The sequence below is a fragment of the Kocuria rosea subsp. polaris genome, from assembly GCF_001483755.1.
GTDB lineage: Bacteria > Actinomycetota > Actinomycetes > Actinomycetales > Micrococcaceae > Kocuria > Kocuria cellulosilytica.
In genome coordinates, this window is record NZ_LQBK01000006.1 from 160869 (window position 1) to 176135 (window position 15267).

Below are 15267 nucleotides of genomic sequence, written 5' to 3' on the forward strand. Positions count from 1 at the left end.
GACACCGGACGGCCCTCGCGGCCCCGGCCCTTCCGTGGATCTCGATCGAAGACCGGGTGACGCGCGGACGGTCCCGCCGACACGAAACGGAGGTGACCCTTGGAGGGTCCCGAAATCCAGTACGCCGAAGCCGTCATCGACAACGGCTCCTACGGAAAGCGCGTCGTGCGCTTCGAGACCGGCCGCCTCGCCAAGCAGGCCGCCGGCTCCACCCTCGTCTCCATCGACGAGGACACCACCATGCTCGCGGCCACCACGGTGGGCAAGTCCCCCCGCCAGGGCTTCGACTTCTTCCCCCTGACGGTCGACGTCGAGGAGCGGATGTACGCCGCCGGGCGCATCCCGGGCTCGTTCTTCCGCCGCGAGGGCCGTCCCTCCACGGACGCGATCCTCACCTGCCGGCTCATCGACCGCCCGCTGCGCCCCGCCTTCGGCAAGGGCATCCGCAACGAGGTGCAGGTCGTCGTCACGATCCTGTCCATGAACCCGGACGAGATCTACAACACCGTCGCGATCAACGCCGCGTCGATGGCCACGACCCTGTCGGGCATGCCCTTCCAGGGCCCCGTCGGCGGCGTCCGCGTCGCCCTCATGGCCGGGGAGAACGGCCAGCACCAGTGGGTCGCCTTCCCCAAGCACTCGCAGCTCCAGAACGCCGTGTTCGACATGGCCGTGGCCGGCCGCGTCGTCACCGGCAAGGACGGCTCCGAGGACGTCGCGATCATGATGGTCGAGGCCGAGGCCACCGACAACTCCTGGAACCTCATCAAGAACAACGGCGCCGTGGCCCCCACCGAGGAGCTCGTGGCCCAGGGCCTCGAGGCCGCCAAGCCGGCCATCAAGGCGCTGTGCGACGCCCAGTCCGACCTGCGGGCCCGCGCCGGCAAGCCGGAGATGGAGCTGCCCCGCTTCGGCGGCTTCGGCGACGACGTCCGGGAGGCCGTCGCGGCCTCCGTCGGGTCCCGGCTCGCCGAGGTCTACTCGATCGCCGACAAGCAGGAGCGCGAGGCCGCGACCGACGAGCTGCACCAGTCCACCCTGGCCGAGCTCACCGGTGAGGGCCGGCCCTTCGCCGACCGTCAGGACGAGGTCAACGGCGCCTACCAGGCCCTCACCAAGCAGACCGTGCGCCAGCGCATCCTCACCGAGCAGGTCCGCATCGACGGCCGCGGCCTGACGGACATCCGCCAGCTCACCGCCGAGGTCGAGGTCCTGCCCCGCGTGCACGGCTCCGCGATCTTCGAGCGCGGCGAGACCCAGATCATGGGCGTGACCACGCTGAACATGCTCAAGATGGAGCAGCAGATCGACTCGCTGTCCCCGGTCAAGCACAAGCGCTACGTGCACCACTACAACTTCCCGCCGTACTCCACCGGCGAGACCGGCCGCGTGGGCTCCCCGAAGCGCCGCGAGATCGGCCACGGCGCGCTGGCCGAGCGGGCCATCACCCCGGTGCTGCCCTCCCGCGAGGAGTTCCCCTACGCGATCCGCCAGGTCTCCGAGGCGCTGGGCTCCAACGGCTCCACGTCGATGGGCTCGGTCTGCGCCTCGACCCTGTCGCTGCTCAACGCCGGCGTGCCCCTGCGCGCGCCGGTGGCCGGCATCGCCATGGGCCTGGTCTCGGACGAGGTGGACGGGGAGACCCGCTACGCCGCGCTGACCGACATCCTGGGCGCCGAGGACGCGCTGGGCGACATGGACTTCAAGGTCGCCGGCACCTCCGAGTTCGTGACCGCGATCCAGCTCGACACCAAGCTCGACGGGATCCCCTCCTCGGTGCTCGACGCCGCGCTGACCCAGGCCCGCGAGGCCCGGCTGCACATCCTCGGCGTCCTGAACGCGGCCATCGACCAGCCCGACGAGATGAGCGAGTTCGCCCCGCGCGTGATCTCCGTGACCGTCCCCGTCTCCAAGATCGGCGAGGTCATCGGCCCCAAGGGCAAGATGATCAACCAGATCCAGGAGGACACCGGCACCGACATCTCGATCGAGGACGACGGCACCGTCTACATCGGCGCCACCGACGGCCCCTCGGCCGAGGCGGCGCGGGCCGCGATCAACGCGATCGCCAACCCGCAGGTCCCCGAGGTCGGCGAGCGCTACCTCGGCACCGTGGTCAAGACCACGACCTTCGGCGCCTTCGTGTCCCTCACCCCCGGCAAGGACGGCCTGCTGCACATCTCGGAGCTGCGCAAGCTCAACGAGGGCAAGCGCGTCACCGACGTCGAGGACGTCCTGGGCGTCGGCCAGAAGGTCCAGGTCGAGATCACCAAGGTCGACGACCGCGGCAAGCTCTCGCTGGCCCCCGTGGTCGCCGAGGAGCCGAACGTCTTCCCGGAGGACGACGACGACACCGAGGCCTGAGCCGGGCCCGTCCCGCGCACAGCACCGCACGAGCAGAGAAGGCAGCACAGCTGGATGACGGCAGTCGATCTGCCGCTGGAGGCGGGCGACCGCGGCCCGGGGAGCACCCCGGGCCCGGACGCCCGCCTCTCGGCGGTTCCCCGCAGTTCCCCCTCCGCCGCGGCGGCGGCCCTGACCACGGCCGCCGCGGGCTTCAGCCACACCCTCCACGAGGGCGCGGGCGGCAACGTGGTCCGCCGCACGGTCCTGCCGTGCGGCACGCGCGTGCTCACCGAGCGGATGCCCGCCCAGCGGGCCGTGACCGTCGGCTTCTGGGTCGGCGTCGGCTCCCGGGACGAGCAGCCGGGCCGGCTGGGCTCCACGCACTTCCTCGAGCACCTGCTGTTCAAGGGCACCGCGCGGCGCTCGGCGCTGCAGATCGCGGAGGCCTTCGACGAGGTGGGCGGGGAGTCCAACGCGGCCACGGCCAAGGAGCACACGTGCTACTACGCGCGGGTGCTCGCCGAGGACCTGCCGATGTCGATCGACGTCATCACCGACATGGTGACGTCGGCCGCCCTGGACCCGGAGGAGCTCGAGCGGGAGCGGGGGGTCATCCTCGAGGAGCTCGCCATGGACAAGGACGACCCCGAGGACGTCGCCTTCGAGGAGTTCACCCAGCGCGTGCTCGGCGACCACCCCCTGGGCCGGCCCATCGGCGGCACCCCCGAGGAGATCCTCGAGGTGCCCCGCGACGCGGTGGTCGAGCACTACCGCCGCCACTACCGGCCCGAGGGCCTCGTGGTGACGGCGGCGGGCGGGCTCGAGCACGACGTCGTCGTCGCCCTCGTCGCCGAGGCCCTCGAGCGGGCGGGCTGGGACCCCGCCGTCCCCGCGGCGCCCGTCCCGCGGCGCGAGCGCACCCCGGCGCCCCTGGCCCCCGACTGGGGCGAGCACTTCCTGGAGCGTCCCGTGGAGCAGACCAACGTGGTCGTCGGCCGGCCCGGGCTCGTGTCCGGGGACGACCGCCGGTTCGCGATGACGGTGCTCAACGCGGCCCTGGGCGGCGGGATGTCCTCCCGCCTGTTCCAGGAGATCCGCGAGAAGCGGGGCCTGGCCTACAGCACGTTCTCCTTCTCGGGGGCCTACTCGGACGCCGGCTACTTCGGGATGTACGCCGGGTGCCTGCCTGCGCGCACCGACGAGGTCGTGGCGCTCATGACGGGCGAGCTGGAGACGCTCGCCCGGGACGGCATCGGCGCGGAGGAGCTGCGCAAGGTCGTGGGCCAGCTGGGCGGGGGCACCGTGCTCGCCCTCGAGGACACCGGCTCGCGGATGTCCCGGCTGGGCTCCGCGGAACTGAAGTCGGGGGAGTTCCTCGACATCGACGAGTCCCTGGACCGGGTGCGCGCCGTGACGCCGGAGCAGGTCCGGGAGCTCGCCGCCTGGCTGGCCGAGGGGCCCGTCGTGACCACCATCGTGGCGCCCACCCGGCGCTGAGCCCGCCCCGCCGCCGGGGCCCGCCCGCCCCGCGACCCAGGGACCGTGACCCGCGAGCCCGTGACCTAGAGTTGGAGCCATGACCGAGCGCACAGCCACCGAGACCACCACCGCCGCGGCGACCACCACCGGCGGGCTCCGGGTCGCCGTCCTCGGCGCCCGCGGCCGCATGGGCAGCGAGGCCGCGCAGGCGGTCCGCCGCGCCGAGGGGCTGGAGCTCGTCGCGGAGCTCGACCACGAGGACTCCCTGGAGGTCCTGGTCTCGGCGGGCGCGCAGGTCGTCATCGACTTCACCGTGCCGTCGGTCACCGAGCACAACGTGCGCTTCGCCGTGGAGCACGGCATCCACTGCGTGGTGGGCACCACCGGCTGGGACGACGAGGGCCTGGACCGGACCCGGGCGCTGCTCGAGCGGCACCGGGGCGTGGGCGTGCTCATCGCCCCCAACTTCTCCATCGGCGCGGTCCTGGCCATGCGCTTCTCCGCGCAGGCCGCCCGGTTCTTCGAGTCCGTCGAGATCGTCGAGCTGCACCACCCGGACAAGGTCGACGCCCCCTCGGGCACGGCCGCCCGCACCGCCGCCCTCGTCGGCGAGGCCCGGCGGGCCGCGGGGGTCGCGCCCTCGCCCGACGCCACGAAGCAGGACCCGGACGGGGCCCGCGGGGCTCTCGTCGACGACGTCCGCGTGCACTCGGTGCGCCTGCGGGGGCTGGTGGCCCACCAGGAGACGCTGCTCGGCAACCTCGGCGAGCAGCTCACCATCCGGCACGACTCCTTCGACCGCATCTCCTTCATGACCGGCGTGGTGCTCGGCGTCCGGCAGGTCGTCTCCCACCCCGGGCTCACGCACGGTCTCGAGGACTACCTCGACCTGGGCCTGTAGCGCCGATGGACTCGATCCGGACCTGGGTCCTGGGCCTGTTCGCGGTGGCCCTGCTGACCCTGTGGCTGCTGCCGATCCCCGGCGGCTCGAAGCTGTGGATCCTCGCGGTGCTCGTCTTCGCGGGCGTCTTCACGCTCCTGGAGTCCACGAGCAAGGCGAAGCTGCTCGCCGCGGCCATGGTGTCGCTGCTCGTCGTCTACCTGGGGCTGAGCCTGCACCGCGCCGTGCTGCTGCTGGGCACGGACGGCTGGATCGCCAAGGCCTTCGGCGTGGCCATGCTGGTGCTGCCGGCCGTGGGCGTGTGGGCGCTGGTGCGCGAGGTGCTCTTCGGCGTCCGGACCGAGCAGCTCGGCCGGACCCTGCACGAGGAGGGCGGGCTGCCGCCCGACGACCTGCCGCGCACCCCCGGCGGGCGCATCGTGCGCGAGGCCGCCGACGAGCGGTTCGGGACGTACCGGGCGCAGACCGAGGAGGACCCGGGGGAGTGGCGCAACTGGTACCGGCTCTCCCTCGCCTACGCGGCCGCCGGGGACCGGACCCGCGCCCGCGCCGCGATGCGCGACGCCGTGGCCCTCTCCCGCGGGCGCGCCGCCCGCGGCACGGAGCCCGCCGACCCCCCGGGCGGGGAGCGGGCCTGAAGCCCGTGGCGGGCACAGTGCGCCCGGACGCGTCCCCCGGCGGTGCGCCCGCAGCGAAGACGGTAACCTGGCACCCATGACTGCCAACGCCTCACCTTCCCCCGCCGACCTGCCCGCGACCCGGTCCGAGCCCATGTTCGGGACGCTGCTCACCGCCATGATCACCGTCTTCGCCGAGGACGGCTCCGTGGACCTGGACGCCACCGCGACCATGGCCGAGCAGCTCGTGGACGACGGCTGCGACGGCCTGGTGGTGTGCGGCACCACGGGCGAGTACTCCACCATGACCGACGACGAGAACCTCTCCGTGTTCCGCGTGGTCAAGGACGCCGTGGGCTCCCGCGTGCCCCTGCTGGCGGGCACCGGCTCCAACGACACCGAGCACTCCCGGTACCTCTCCCGGGCCGCCGAGAAGATCGGCATGGACGGGCTGCTCATCGTCACCCCGTACTACAACAAGCCCTCCCAGGCCGGCGTCGAGGCCCACTTCCGCAGCCTCGCCGACTCCGTGGACCTGCCCATCATGCTCTACGACATCCCGGGCCGCGCCGGCATCCCGATCGCCACGGAGACCCTCGTCTCCCTCGCCGGGCACCCGAACATCGTGGCCGTCAAGGACGCCAAGGCGGACCTGGTCGCCGCGACCCGGGTCCTGGCCGAGACCGACCTGCTGTACTACTCGGGCGACGACGGGCTGACCCTGCCCTGGATGGCCATCGGCGCCGCCGGGCTCATCGGCGTCACCACCCACGTGGCCACCGCCCGGTACCGCCGTCTCGTCGACGCGGTCCGCGCCCAGGACCTGGCCACGGCCCAGCGGATCAACAGCGAGCTCGAGCCCGTGGTCCGCGCGACCATGACCCGCGCCCCCGGCGCCGTCGCGGCCAAGACGATCCTCAAGTGGCAGGGCCGCCTGCCGCACAACACCGTGCGGCTCCCGCACGTCCCGCCCACGGAGGCCGAGGCCGCCCTGATCCGCGCGGACCTGGCGGGCTCGGTCATCTCCGACACCCTCCTCGAGACCATCGACTGACGAAAGAGGTCACATGACCCAGTGGCACACTGACCTGTCGGCCCCGCCCGCCCTCGGCAAGGACGTCCTGCGCGTCGTCCCGCTGGGCGGGCTGGGCGAGGTGGGACGGAACATGACGGTGTTCGAGATCAACGGGCAGCTGCTCGTGGTCGACTGCGGCGTGCTCTTCCCCGAGGAGACCCAGCCGGGCGTGGACCTGATCCTCCCGGACATCAACCACATCGTCGACCGGCTCGACGACGTCGTGGCGGTGGTGCTGACCCACGGCCACGAGGACCACATCGGCGCCGTCCCGTACCTGCTCAAGCGCCGCCCCGACATCCCCGTCATCGGGTCCCGGCTGACGCTCGCGCTCATCGAGGCGAAGCTCCAGGAGCACCGGATCAAGCCCTACACCATGGCGGTGCGCGAGGGGCAGGTCGAGCGGCTCGGCGAGTTCGAGTGCGAGTTCGTGGCCGTCAACCACTCGATCCCCGACGCGCTCGCGGTGTTCCTGCGCACGAAGGCCGGCACCGTCCTGCACACCGGCGACTTCAAGATGGACCAGCTGCCGCTCGACGGCCGGATCACCGACCTGCGGCACTTCGCGCGGCTGGGGGAGGAGGGCGTGGACCTGTTCCTCACGGACTCCACCAACGCCGAGGTCCCCGGGTTCACCCCCACGGAGAAGCACATCGGCCCCGTCCTTGCGGACGTGATCGGGCGCGCGCCGAAGCGCGTGGTCGTGGCGTCCTTCTCGTCGCACGTCCACCGCGTGCAGCAGGTGCTCGACGCCGCCGCCGAGCACGGGCGCAAGGTGGCGTTCATGGGCCGGTCCATGGTGCGCAACATGACCATCGCCGAGAAGCTCGGCTACCTCGAGGTCCCGCCGAACACCCTGGTCGACCAGAAGCGGATCGACGACCACGCGGACTCGGAGCTGGTCATCATGTGCACCGGGTCGCAGGGGGAGCCGATGGCCGCGCTGTCGCGGATGGCCAACGGCGACCACAAGGTCCAGCTCACCGAGGGCGACACCGTGATCCTCGCGTCCTCGCTCATCCCCGGCAACGAGAACTCGGTCTTCCGGATCATCAACGGGCTGATGCGGCTGGGCGCCACCGTGGTCCACAAGGGCACCGCCCGGGTCCACGTCTCCGGGCACGCGGCCGCGGGCGAGCTGCTGTACTGCTACAACATCGTGGAGCCGGAGTACGTCATGCCGGTGCACGGCGAGGTCCGCCACCTCATCGCCAACGGCAAGCTCGCCGAGGAGACCGGGGTGCCCACCGACCACGTGCTCATGGCCGAGGGCGGCACCGTGGTGGACATGGCCGCCGGGCAGGCGCGGATCACCGGCCAGATCGAGTGCGGCTACGTCTACGTGGACGGCTCCTCCGTGGGCACCATCACCGACGCCGACCTCAAGGACCGGCTGGTGCTGGCCGAGGAGGGCTTCATCTCCGTGATCACCGTGGTGAACCGGGACACCGGCAAGGTCGTCACCGGCCCGGACGTGCACGCCCGCGGCGTGGCCGAGGACGACAGCGTGTTCGACGAGATCAAGCCGAAGATCACCGCCGCGCTCGAGGACGCCATCAACCACTCGGGCAAGAACCACACCACCCAGCAGCTCCAGCAGGTGGTGCGCCGCACCATCGGCTCCTGGGTCAGCCGCCGGCTGCGCCGCAAGCCGATGATCGTGCCGGTCGTCATCGAGGCCTGAGCGCCGGGTCCCCTCCCGCCCGTGCGGCACCGCGGGCGGGAGGGGGCCGTGGTCTACCCTGGGAGCATGGCGACTCGTACTTCCCCCGCCCGCAAGGGCGCCTCGACGTCGCGTGGCAAGAACAGCACGTCTTCTGCGCGGTCGTCGGGATCCAGCCGGTCCACCTCCTCCCGCCGTCCCGCGTCCGCCGGGCGGGGCGCCCCCGCCCCGGCCTCCCCGCGGGTGCTGCACGGTCTGGGCGCCGCCCTGGCGTGGTGCGCCCGCCTCGTCGGAGGGCTCTGGACGGCCATCGCCCACGTGGTCGGCGGCGCCGTGCGCCGCATGGGCACCCTGCGCACCGACGTGCCCGCGGAGTCGCTGCGGGACGGCGGCGCCCTGTTCCTGCTGCTGCTGGGCCTGCTCGCCGCCGCCGTCGAGTGGTGGAACCTGCCCGGCGCCTCGGCGCCGTGGCTGGCGGTCCCCGCGGTCGCGGTGCACGAGGTGCTCGCCGGGACGTTCGGCTGGACGGCCCTGGTGCTGCCGCTGCCGCTCGTGGGCTTCGCGCTGCGCCGCTTCCGCCACCCCGAGGACACCTCGGCCAACAACCGCATCGCGATCGGGCTCGGCGCCGCCGTCGTCGCGGGCTCCGGCCTGGCGCACGTGCTCCTGGGCCGGCCGTCCCCGAGCCAGGGCCAGGAGGCGCTGCGGAGCGCCGGCGGCTACGTGGGCTTCCTCGCCGCGGACCCGCTGAGCGCCCTCATCACCCCGGCCGGCGCCGGCGCCATCTTCGTCGCGGCCCTGTTCCTGTCGGTGCTCGTGGTCACCGCGACGCCCGTCAACCTCATCCTGCCGCGCCTGCGGCAGGGCTACTGGCGGCTCATGGGCCAGGACGGCCCGGTCTCCGCGACCGACGTCTCCGCCGCCCGGCACGACCGCTCCTACCTGGACGAGCACCGTGCGCGCGCCGAGGCCGCCAAGACCCGCCGCGAGAAGCGCCGCGAGCGCAAGGAGGCCGAGGCCGAGCGTCGCGCCCTCGACGGCTACCGCGGGGACGAGGCGTTCGAGCGGGCCGTCGTCGACGAGGAGGCCGCCGACGGCCAGGCGCCCACCCGCGTCTTCGACGTCGACTCCGCGCGCGCCGCCCGGCAGCGGGCCGCCGCGGCGGGGACGGGTCCGGCGGCCGCGCCCGCCGGACCGGCCGCCGGTCCGGCGGACGCGGAGGACGGCGGCGGGACCCCGCGGCCGGGCCAGAAGCGGCCCACCCAGGAGCAGCTGGCGGCCCGCCGGCTCCGCCGTGAGCAGGGCCTGGAGCCGGCCGCGGACACCGCGGCGGGCTCCGGCTCGCCGGCGCTCGAGGACGTGGCCGCCGAGCCCACCGGCTCCACGGCCGTCACCGCCCGCACCCACACCCCCGAGTCGCCCATCCCCGCCCGCGCGGAGCAGCTCAAGCTCGAGGGCGACATCGCCTACTCCCTGCCGGCGCCCGGGGCCCTCGTGCAGGGGCCGCCGCCGAAGGAGCGCTCCGAGGCCAACGACGCCGTGGTCGCCGCCCTCACCAGCGTGCTGGACCAGTTCAACGTGGACGCCGTGGTCACCGGCTTCTCCCGGGGGCCCACCGTCACCCGGTACGAGATCGAGCTCGGCTCCGGCACCAAGGTGGAGCGCGTCACGGCCCTGTCCAAGAACATCGCCTACGCCGTGGCCTCCGCGGACGTGCGCATCCTCTCGCCGATCCCCGGCCGGTCCGCGATCGGCATCGAGATCCCGAACACCGACCGCGAGACCGTGTCCCTGGGCGACGTCCTGCGCTCGCACAACGCCCGCAAGACGGAGCACCCCATGGTCATGGGCGTGGGGAAGGACGTGGAGGGCGGCTACGTGGTGGCCAACCTCGCGAAGATGCCGCACCTGCTGGTCGCCGGCGCCACCGGCGCGGGCAAGTCGAGCTTCGTGAACTCGATGATCGTCTCGCTCCTGATGCGCGCCACCCCGGACGAGGTGCGGATGGTGATGGTCGACCCCAAGCGGGTGGAGCTCACCGCCTACGAGGGCGTCCCGCACCTGATCACGCCGATCATCACCAACCCCAAGAAGGCCGCCGAGGCGCTGCAGTGGGTCGTGCGGGAGATGGACGCCCGCTACGACGACCTCTCCCACTACGGGTACAAGCACGTCGACGACTTCAACAAGGCCGTGCGCAACGGCAAGGTCCAGCCCGAGCCCGGCTCGAAGCGCGTGATCCGGCCGTACCCGTACCTGCTGGTCATCGTGGACGAGCTCGCGGACCTCATGATGGTCGCCCCGCGCGACGTCGAGGACGCGATCGTGCGGATCACCCAGCTCGCGCGCGCCGCCGGCATCCACCTGGTGCTCGCCACCCAGCGGCCCTCGGTGGACGTGGTCACCGGGCTGATCAAGGCCAACGTGCCCTCCCGGATGGCGTTCGCGACGTCCTCGGTCACCGACTCCCGCGTGGTCCTGGACCAGCCGGGCGCCGAGAAGCTCATCGGCCAGGGCGACGCCCTGTTCCTGCCCATGGGCGCCTCCAAGCCGATGCGCGTGCAGGGCGCCTGGGTCTCCGAGTCCGAGATCCACGAGGTCGTCGACCACGTCAAGGGCCAGATGAAGGCCCACTACCGCCCGGACGTGGTGCAGGAGGCCCCCAAGAAGACCATCGACGAGGACATCGGGGACGACCTCGACGTCCTGCTGCAGGCGACCGAGCTCGTGGTGACCACCCAGTTCGGGTCGACCTCCATGCTGCAGCGCAAGCTGCGCGTCGGCTTCGCCAAGGCCGGCCGGCTCATGGACCTGCTGGAGTCCCGCGGCGTCGTCGGCCCCTCGGAGGGGTCCAAGGCGCGCGACGTGCTCGTCAAGCCGGACGACCTCGCCGCGACCCTCGCCGTGATCCGCGGCGAGGACCCGCCCGCGCCGCAGGGCGGGTCCGTGGACTACGGCGAGGACCCGGTCGAGGCCTCGCTGGCCCGGACCGCGGCCGACCACGGCGACGGCGCCGAGGACCCCGAGGGCTCCGAGGACGCCTGGCAGCTGACCGGCCGCTGAGCCGGCCCCACCCCACCTGGAAGCGAGCACACGATGAGCCCCGCCGACCCGGCGTCCAACCTCAACCTCCCGAACGCGCTGACCGCCCTGCGCATCGTGCTGGTGCCCTTCTTCGTCTGGTTCCTGTGGGCGGGCGGCACCCAGGGGGAGGACTCCCTGGGCATGCGGTGGGCGGCCCTGGCCGTCTTCGCCGTCGCGATGTACACGGACAAGCTCGACGGCGACATCGCCCGGGCGCGCGGGCTGATCACGAGCTTCGGCAAGATCGCGGACCCCATCGCGGACAAGCTGCTGACCGGCGCCGCCTTCGTGGTGCTCTCGATGCTCGGCGAGCTGTGGTGGTGGGTGACCGTGGTGATCCTCGTCCGGGAGTGGGGGATCACGCTGATGCGCTTCGTCGTCATCCGCTACGGGGTGATGGCGGCCTCGAAGGGCGGCAAGCTCAAGACGGTCCTGCAGACCGTGGCGCTCCTGCTCCTGCTGCTCCCGCTGGTGCCGCTGGTCGGCGCGTGGTGGCCGTGGCTGGGCTGGACCGTGATGGGCGCGGCCCTCGTGGTCACGGTCGTGACCGGCGTGGACTACGTCGTCAAGGCCGTGCAGCTGCGCCGCCGGGCGCTGGCCGAGCGGGACGCGGCGTGACGGAGCCGCGGCCGGCGGCCCGGGCCCTCGTCGAGGAGGCCGTCCGCCGGGCGCTCACGGTCGCCACGGCGGAGTCCCTCACCGGGGGCGCGCTCGCCGCCGCCGTCGTGGACGTGCCGGGGGCCTCGGCCTGCTTCGAGGGCGGGGTCGTGTCCTACTCGAACCGGGTCAAGACCGAGGTCCTCGGCGTCCCGGCCCGGCTGCTCGCCGAGCGGGGCTCCGTCGACCCGGACGTCGCCGTCGCGATGGCCGAGGGCGCCCGCCGCCGCCTCGGCGCGGACTGGGCCGTCTCCACGACGGGCGTCGCGGGCCCCGAACCGCACGACGGCAAGCCCGTGGGCACCGTCTACCTGGGCATCGCGGGACCGGCCGGCTCCGCGGTCCACGAGCTGGCCGCGGAAGGGGACCGGGCGGCGGTCCGGACGGCCGCGGTGCACGCCGCGCTGGAGCGGCTCACCGCGGCGATGGTGCTCCCAGCCAACTCCCAGTGAAAAAAGGCCTCCCGGGGGGAAGAATGGAACCGTCAGCGGGGTTAGCAATGATCGCAGGCTCGACTTGAGCCGGTGGACGTCAAGGCGTCGACCGGCCGGCGCCGGGGCACCGCCCGCACCAGGCGGTGAAGCTGCCGTACACACGAGGAGACAAGCGATTCACATGACCAAGCAACCCGTGTCCGTCAATGGCGTCGTCCGTTGGAAGGACGTGGGCCTGGACGAGGACGACAGCACCGAGACGAAGGACATGAAGATGGGTGTACTCCGCCAGGAGATCGGTGAGGTTCTGCGCAGCGTTCGCCAGCGCCAGGGGCGCACCCTCCGAGAGGTCTCCCACAGCGCCCGCGTGTCCCTCGGCTACCTCAGCGAGGTGGAGCGCGGACAGAAGGAGGCCTCCTCCGAGCTGCTCGCGTCGATCTGCGCCGCGCTCGACATCCCGATGTCCCAGATGCTGCGCGAGGTCGCGGACCGCCTGGCCTACGCCGAGGGCCTCCTGGTCCCGGACACCGTGCCGAGCGACCTCACCGAGCAGTACTCGCGGGAGTTCGGCCGGGTCAACGGCGGCGAGGCCGCCGCGGCCGGCGCCCGCTGATCCGCCCGGGCGGCCCGCCGCCCGTCCACGACGTTCCCGAGGGCTCGTCGGTCCCAGGACCGGCGGGCCCTCCGGTCTGCGGCGGCCGGGCCGCGGATGGCAGGATGGACGGGCACGACGCCCGGCACGCCGCCGGGCGGGGGCACGACGAAGGAGGACGCGGATGCGGCTGAGCAGCTTCTGGCAGCTCATGGCCGACGAGTTCGGCGCGGGCTACAGCAAGGTCCTGGCCCGGGACCTGGTGCTCGGGGAGCTGGACCACCGCACGGCCGCCGAGGCCATCGAGGCCGGGGTCGACCCGCGGACCGTGTGGTTCGCCCTCTGCCGGGCCCAGGACGTCCCCGAGACCCGCTGGTGGGGCGTGGACCGCCCGCCCCGGGACTGACGCGCGGGGCTCGTCCCGGCGCGGGCGTGGATCCCGGGGCGCTTCGAAGGTATATTCGAAGACCGAGGGCGGACTGCACAGCCCGTGCCGTCCGGGACGGTGCTCGCCGATCCTCCCCAGACCCCGCGCGAACGCCTTACGGTGTCCGACCCCGGCGATACCGTGGAACACGAAAAGACCAGCAGCAACGGTTCCGGCCGCACCGGCGGAGCCCCCCGACCACGAGGTGAACCATGGCAGCCAAGGGCAACAAGCAGAGCTCCGACCAGCAGTTCGGCAGCGACCGCGAGAAGGCTCTCGAGACCGTTCTCGCGCAGATCGACAAGAACTACGGCAAGGGCTCGGTGATGCGCCTGGGCGACCGCCCGGCGACCAAGATCGAGACCATCCCCACCGGCTCCATCGCGATGGACGTCGCGCTGGGCATCGGCGGGTTCCCGCGCGGGCGCGTCGTGGAGATCTACGGCCCGGAGTCCTCCGGCAAGACGACCGTGGCCCTGCACGCCGTGGCCAACGTCCAGAAGGCCGGCGGGATCGCCGCCTTCATCGACGCCGAGCACGCCCTGGACCCCGCCTACGCCGAGAAGCTCGGCGTGGACACGGACAGCCTGCTGGTCTCCCAGCCGGACACCGGCGAGCAGGCCCTGGAGATCATGGACATGCTCGTGGGCTCCGGGTCCATCGACATCATCGTCATCGACTCGGTGGCGGCCCTGGTGCCCAAGGCCGAGATCGAGGGCGAGATGGGCGACAGCCACGTGGGCCTGCAGGCCCGCCTCATGAGCCAGGCGCTGCGCAAGATCACCGGCCGGCTCTCGCACTCCAACACCACCGCGATCTTCATCAACCAGCTGCGCGAGAAGATCGGCGTGTTCTTCGGCAGCCCCGAGACCACCACCGGCGGCAAGGCGCTGAAGTTCTACGCCTCGGTCCGCGTGGACGTGCGCCGCATCGAGACCCTCAAGGACGGGGCCAACCCGGTGGGCAACCGGACCCGGGCCAAGATCGTCAAGAACAAGATGGCCCCGCCCTTCAAGCAGGCCGAGTTCGACATCCTCTACGGGGAGGGCATCTCCACCGAGGGCGGGCTCATCGACATGGGCGTGGAGCACGGCATCGTGAAGAAGTCCGGGGCGTGGTTCACCTACGAGGGCGACCAGCTGGGACAGGGCAAGGAGAACTCCCGCCGGTTCCTCAAGGACAACCCGGAGCTGGCCGAGGAGATCGAGCGCCGGATCCTGGTGAAGCTCGGGGTCGTCCAGGAGCCGGAGGCGGCCGAGGAGACCGCGGCGGAGCCGCCGGTCGCCGGCCTGCCCACCGAGGTCCCCGGCCCGGCCTTCTGAGCGGGCCCGTGACCGAGAGCCCGTACGCACGCCGGCGCCGCCGGTCCTCCGCCCGCCACCGCGGGCCGGAGGGCCCGGCGGCGTCGTCGTCCCCGGCGCAGGATGCCGAGCCGGATCCCCGCGAGGTGGCCCGGGCGATCGTCCTGCGTCAGCTCACCGCCTCCGCGAAGAGCCGCAAGCAGCTCGAGGACAAGCTCGCCGACCGCAACGTCCCCGAGGACGTGGCCCGGGAGGTGCTGGACCGGTTCGAGGAGGTCGACCTCGTCGACGACGCCCAGTACGCGCAGCTCTACGTCCGCTCGCGCGCGAGCTCCCGCAAGCTCTCCCGCTCCGCGATCCGCCGCGAGCTCGCCACCCGCGGCGTGACCGGGGAGATCGCCGAGTCGGCGCTCGAGCAGCGCACCGACGAGGACGAGCGGGAGGACGCCGCCGAGCTGGTGCGCCGCAAGCTCCCCGCCGGGCTGGACCCCGCCGATCGCGCCGCCCGGGACAAGGCCGTGCGGCGCCTGGTCGGCATGCTCGGCCGGAAGGGCTACCCGCCCGGCCTGGCCTTCGCCGTGGTGAAGGAGGAGCTCGAGGCGCGCTCGGGCGCCCCGGTCCAGGACGACGGGAACGGCGAGGAGCACCTGGACACCCCGTGACCGGGCCGGGCCCGTACAATTGTCCGGTG

At 72.8% G+C, this 15267-nt stretch carries 13 protein-coding genes; all 13 read left to right on the forward strand.

The genetic code is table 11. The annotated features are described in order from the left end of the window. The first annotated feature begins 99 nt into the window (after window positions 1-99). The 13 genes from AVL61_RS06305 to AVL61_RS06365 all read left to right on the forward strand — a co-directional run bounded on the left by AVL61_RS06305 (window position 100) and on the right by AVL61_RS06365 (window position 15238). Complete coding sequence (locus AVL61_RS06305; protein ID WP_058873501.1) at window positions 100-2364, forward strand: polyribonucleotide nucleotidyltransferase; 2265 nt, start codon at window positions 100-102, stop codon at window positions 2362-2364. 54 nt (window positions 2365-2418) lie between these two features. Beyond that, window positions 2419-3843 carry a M16 family metallopeptidase gene (locus AVL61_RS06310; RefSeq protein ID WP_058873502.1) on the forward strand — a complete coding sequence of 475 codons (1425 nt, stop codon included), beginning with the start codon at window positions 2419-2421 and terminating at the stop codon, window positions 3841-3843. Window positions 3844-3922: 79 nt separating this feature from the next. Further along, window positions 3923-4726, forward strand: coding sequence for a 4-hydroxy-tetrahydrodipicolinate reductase (gene dapB / locus AVL61_RS06315; protein WP_058873503.1), 804 nt, complete (start codon window positions 3923-3925; stop codon window positions 4724-4726). 5 nt (window positions 4727-4731) lie between these two features. Continuing rightward, complete coding sequence (locus tag AVL61_RS06320; protein ID WP_197412652.1) at window positions 4732-5364, forward strand: hypothetical protein; 633 nt, start codon at window positions 4732-4734, stop codon at window positions 5362-5364. 76 nt (window positions 5365-5440) lie between these two features. Next, complete coding sequence (gene dapA / locus AVL61_RS06325; RefSeq protein ID WP_408669411.1) at window positions 5441-6397, forward strand: 4-hydroxy-tetrahydrodipicolinate synthase; 957 nt, start codon at window positions 5441-5443, stop codon at window positions 6395-6397. A 13-nt stretch (window positions 6398-6410) separates the two neighbouring features. Next, window positions 6411-8102 carry a ribonuclease J gene (locus AVL61_RS06330; RefSeq protein ID WP_058873504.1) on the forward strand — a complete coding sequence of 564 codons (1692 nt, stop codon included), beginning with the start codon at window positions 6411-6413 and terminating at the stop codon, window positions 8100-8102. Window positions 8103-8168: 66 nt separating this feature from the next. Then, window positions 8169-11144, forward strand: coding sequence for an FtsK/SpoIIIE family DNA translocase (locus AVL61_RS06335; protein ID WP_058873505.1), 2976 nt, complete (start codon window positions 8169-8171; stop codon window positions 11142-11144). Between the two features lie 33 nt (window positions 11145-11177). Further along, window positions 11178-11783 carry a CDP-diacylglycerol--glycerol-3-phosphate 3-phosphatidyltransferase gene (pgsA, locus tag AVL61_RS06340; RefSeq protein ID WP_058873506.1) on the forward strand — a complete coding sequence of 202 codons (606 nt, stop codon included), beginning with the start codon at window positions 11178-11180 and terminating at the stop codon, window positions 11781-11783. After that, window positions 11780-12274, forward strand: a complete 495-nt coding sequence (locus AVL61_RS06345; RefSeq protein WP_058873507.1) for a CinA family protein — start codon at window positions 11780-11782, stop codon at window positions 12272-12274. Before pgsA ends, AVL61_RS06345 begins: the two co-directional genes overlap by 4 nt. A gap of 163 nt (window positions 12275-12437) precedes the next feature. Continuing rightward, complete coding sequence (locus AVL61_RS06350) at window positions 12438-12869, forward strand: helix-turn-helix domain-containing protein (RefSeq protein ID WP_017832912.1); 432 nt, start codon at window positions 12438-12440, stop codon at window positions 12867-12869. A 163-nt stretch (window positions 12870-13032) separates the two neighbouring features. Further along, entirely contained in the window at window positions 13033-13254 is a 222-nt protein-coding gene (locus tag AVL61_RS06355) for a DUF3046 domain-containing protein (RefSeq protein WP_058873508.1), read from the forward strand. 233 nt (window positions 13255-13487) lie between these two features. Then, window positions 13488-14597 carry a recombinase RecA gene (gene recA, locus AVL61_RS06360; RefSeq protein ID WP_058873509.1) on the forward strand — a complete coding sequence of 370 codons (1110 nt, stop codon included), beginning with the start codon at window positions 13488-13490 and terminating at the stop codon, window positions 14595-14597. 8 nt (window positions 14598-14605) lie between these two features. Further along, a complete protein-coding gene (locus AVL61_RS06365; RefSeq protein WP_082697004.1) occupies window positions 14606-15238 on the forward strand; it encodes a regulatory protein RecX in 633 nt (210 codons plus the stop codon). Window positions 15239-15267 lie beyond the last annotated feature (29 nt).

Coding starts and splice junctions, on each gene's coding strand:
- AVL61_RS06330 (WP_058873504.1), top strand. CDS start 6,411: ATGACCCAGTGGCACACTGACCTGTCGGCCCCGCCCGCCCTCGGCAAG.
- AVL61_RS06350 (WP_017832912.1), top strand. CDS start 12,438: ATGACCAAGCAACCCGTGTCCGTCAATGGCGTCGTCCGTTGGAAGGAC.
- AVL61_RS06310 (WP_058873502.1), top strand. CDS start 2,419: ATGACGGCAGTCGATCTGCCGCTGGAGGCGGGCGACCGCGGCCCGGGG.
- dapB (WP_058873503.1), top strand. CDS start 3,923: ATGACCGAGCGCACAGCCACCGAGACCACCACCGCCGCGGCGACCACC.
- AVL61_RS06335 (WP_058873505.1), top strand. CDS start 8,169: ATGGCGACTCGTACTTCCCCCGCCCGCAAGGGCGCCTCGACGTCGCGT.
- pgsA (WP_058873506.1), top strand. CDS start 11,178: ATGAGCCCCGCCGACCCGGCGTCCAACCTCAACCTCCCGAACGCGCTG.
- AVL61_RS06355 (WP_058873508.1), top strand. CDS start 13,033: ATGCGGCTGAGCAGCTTCTGGCAGCTCATGGCCGACGAGTTCGGCGCG.
- recA (WP_058873509.1), top strand. CDS start 13,488: ATGGCAGCCAAGGGCAACAAGCAGAGCTCCGACCAGCAGTTCGGCAGC.
- dapA (WP_408669411.1), top strand. CDS start 5,441: ATGACTGCCAACGCCTCACCTTCCCCCGCCGACCTGCCCGCGACCCGG.
- AVL61_RS06320 (WP_197412652.1), top strand. CDS start 4,732: ATGGACTCGATCCGGACCTGGGTCCTGGGCCTGTTCGCGGTGGCCCTG.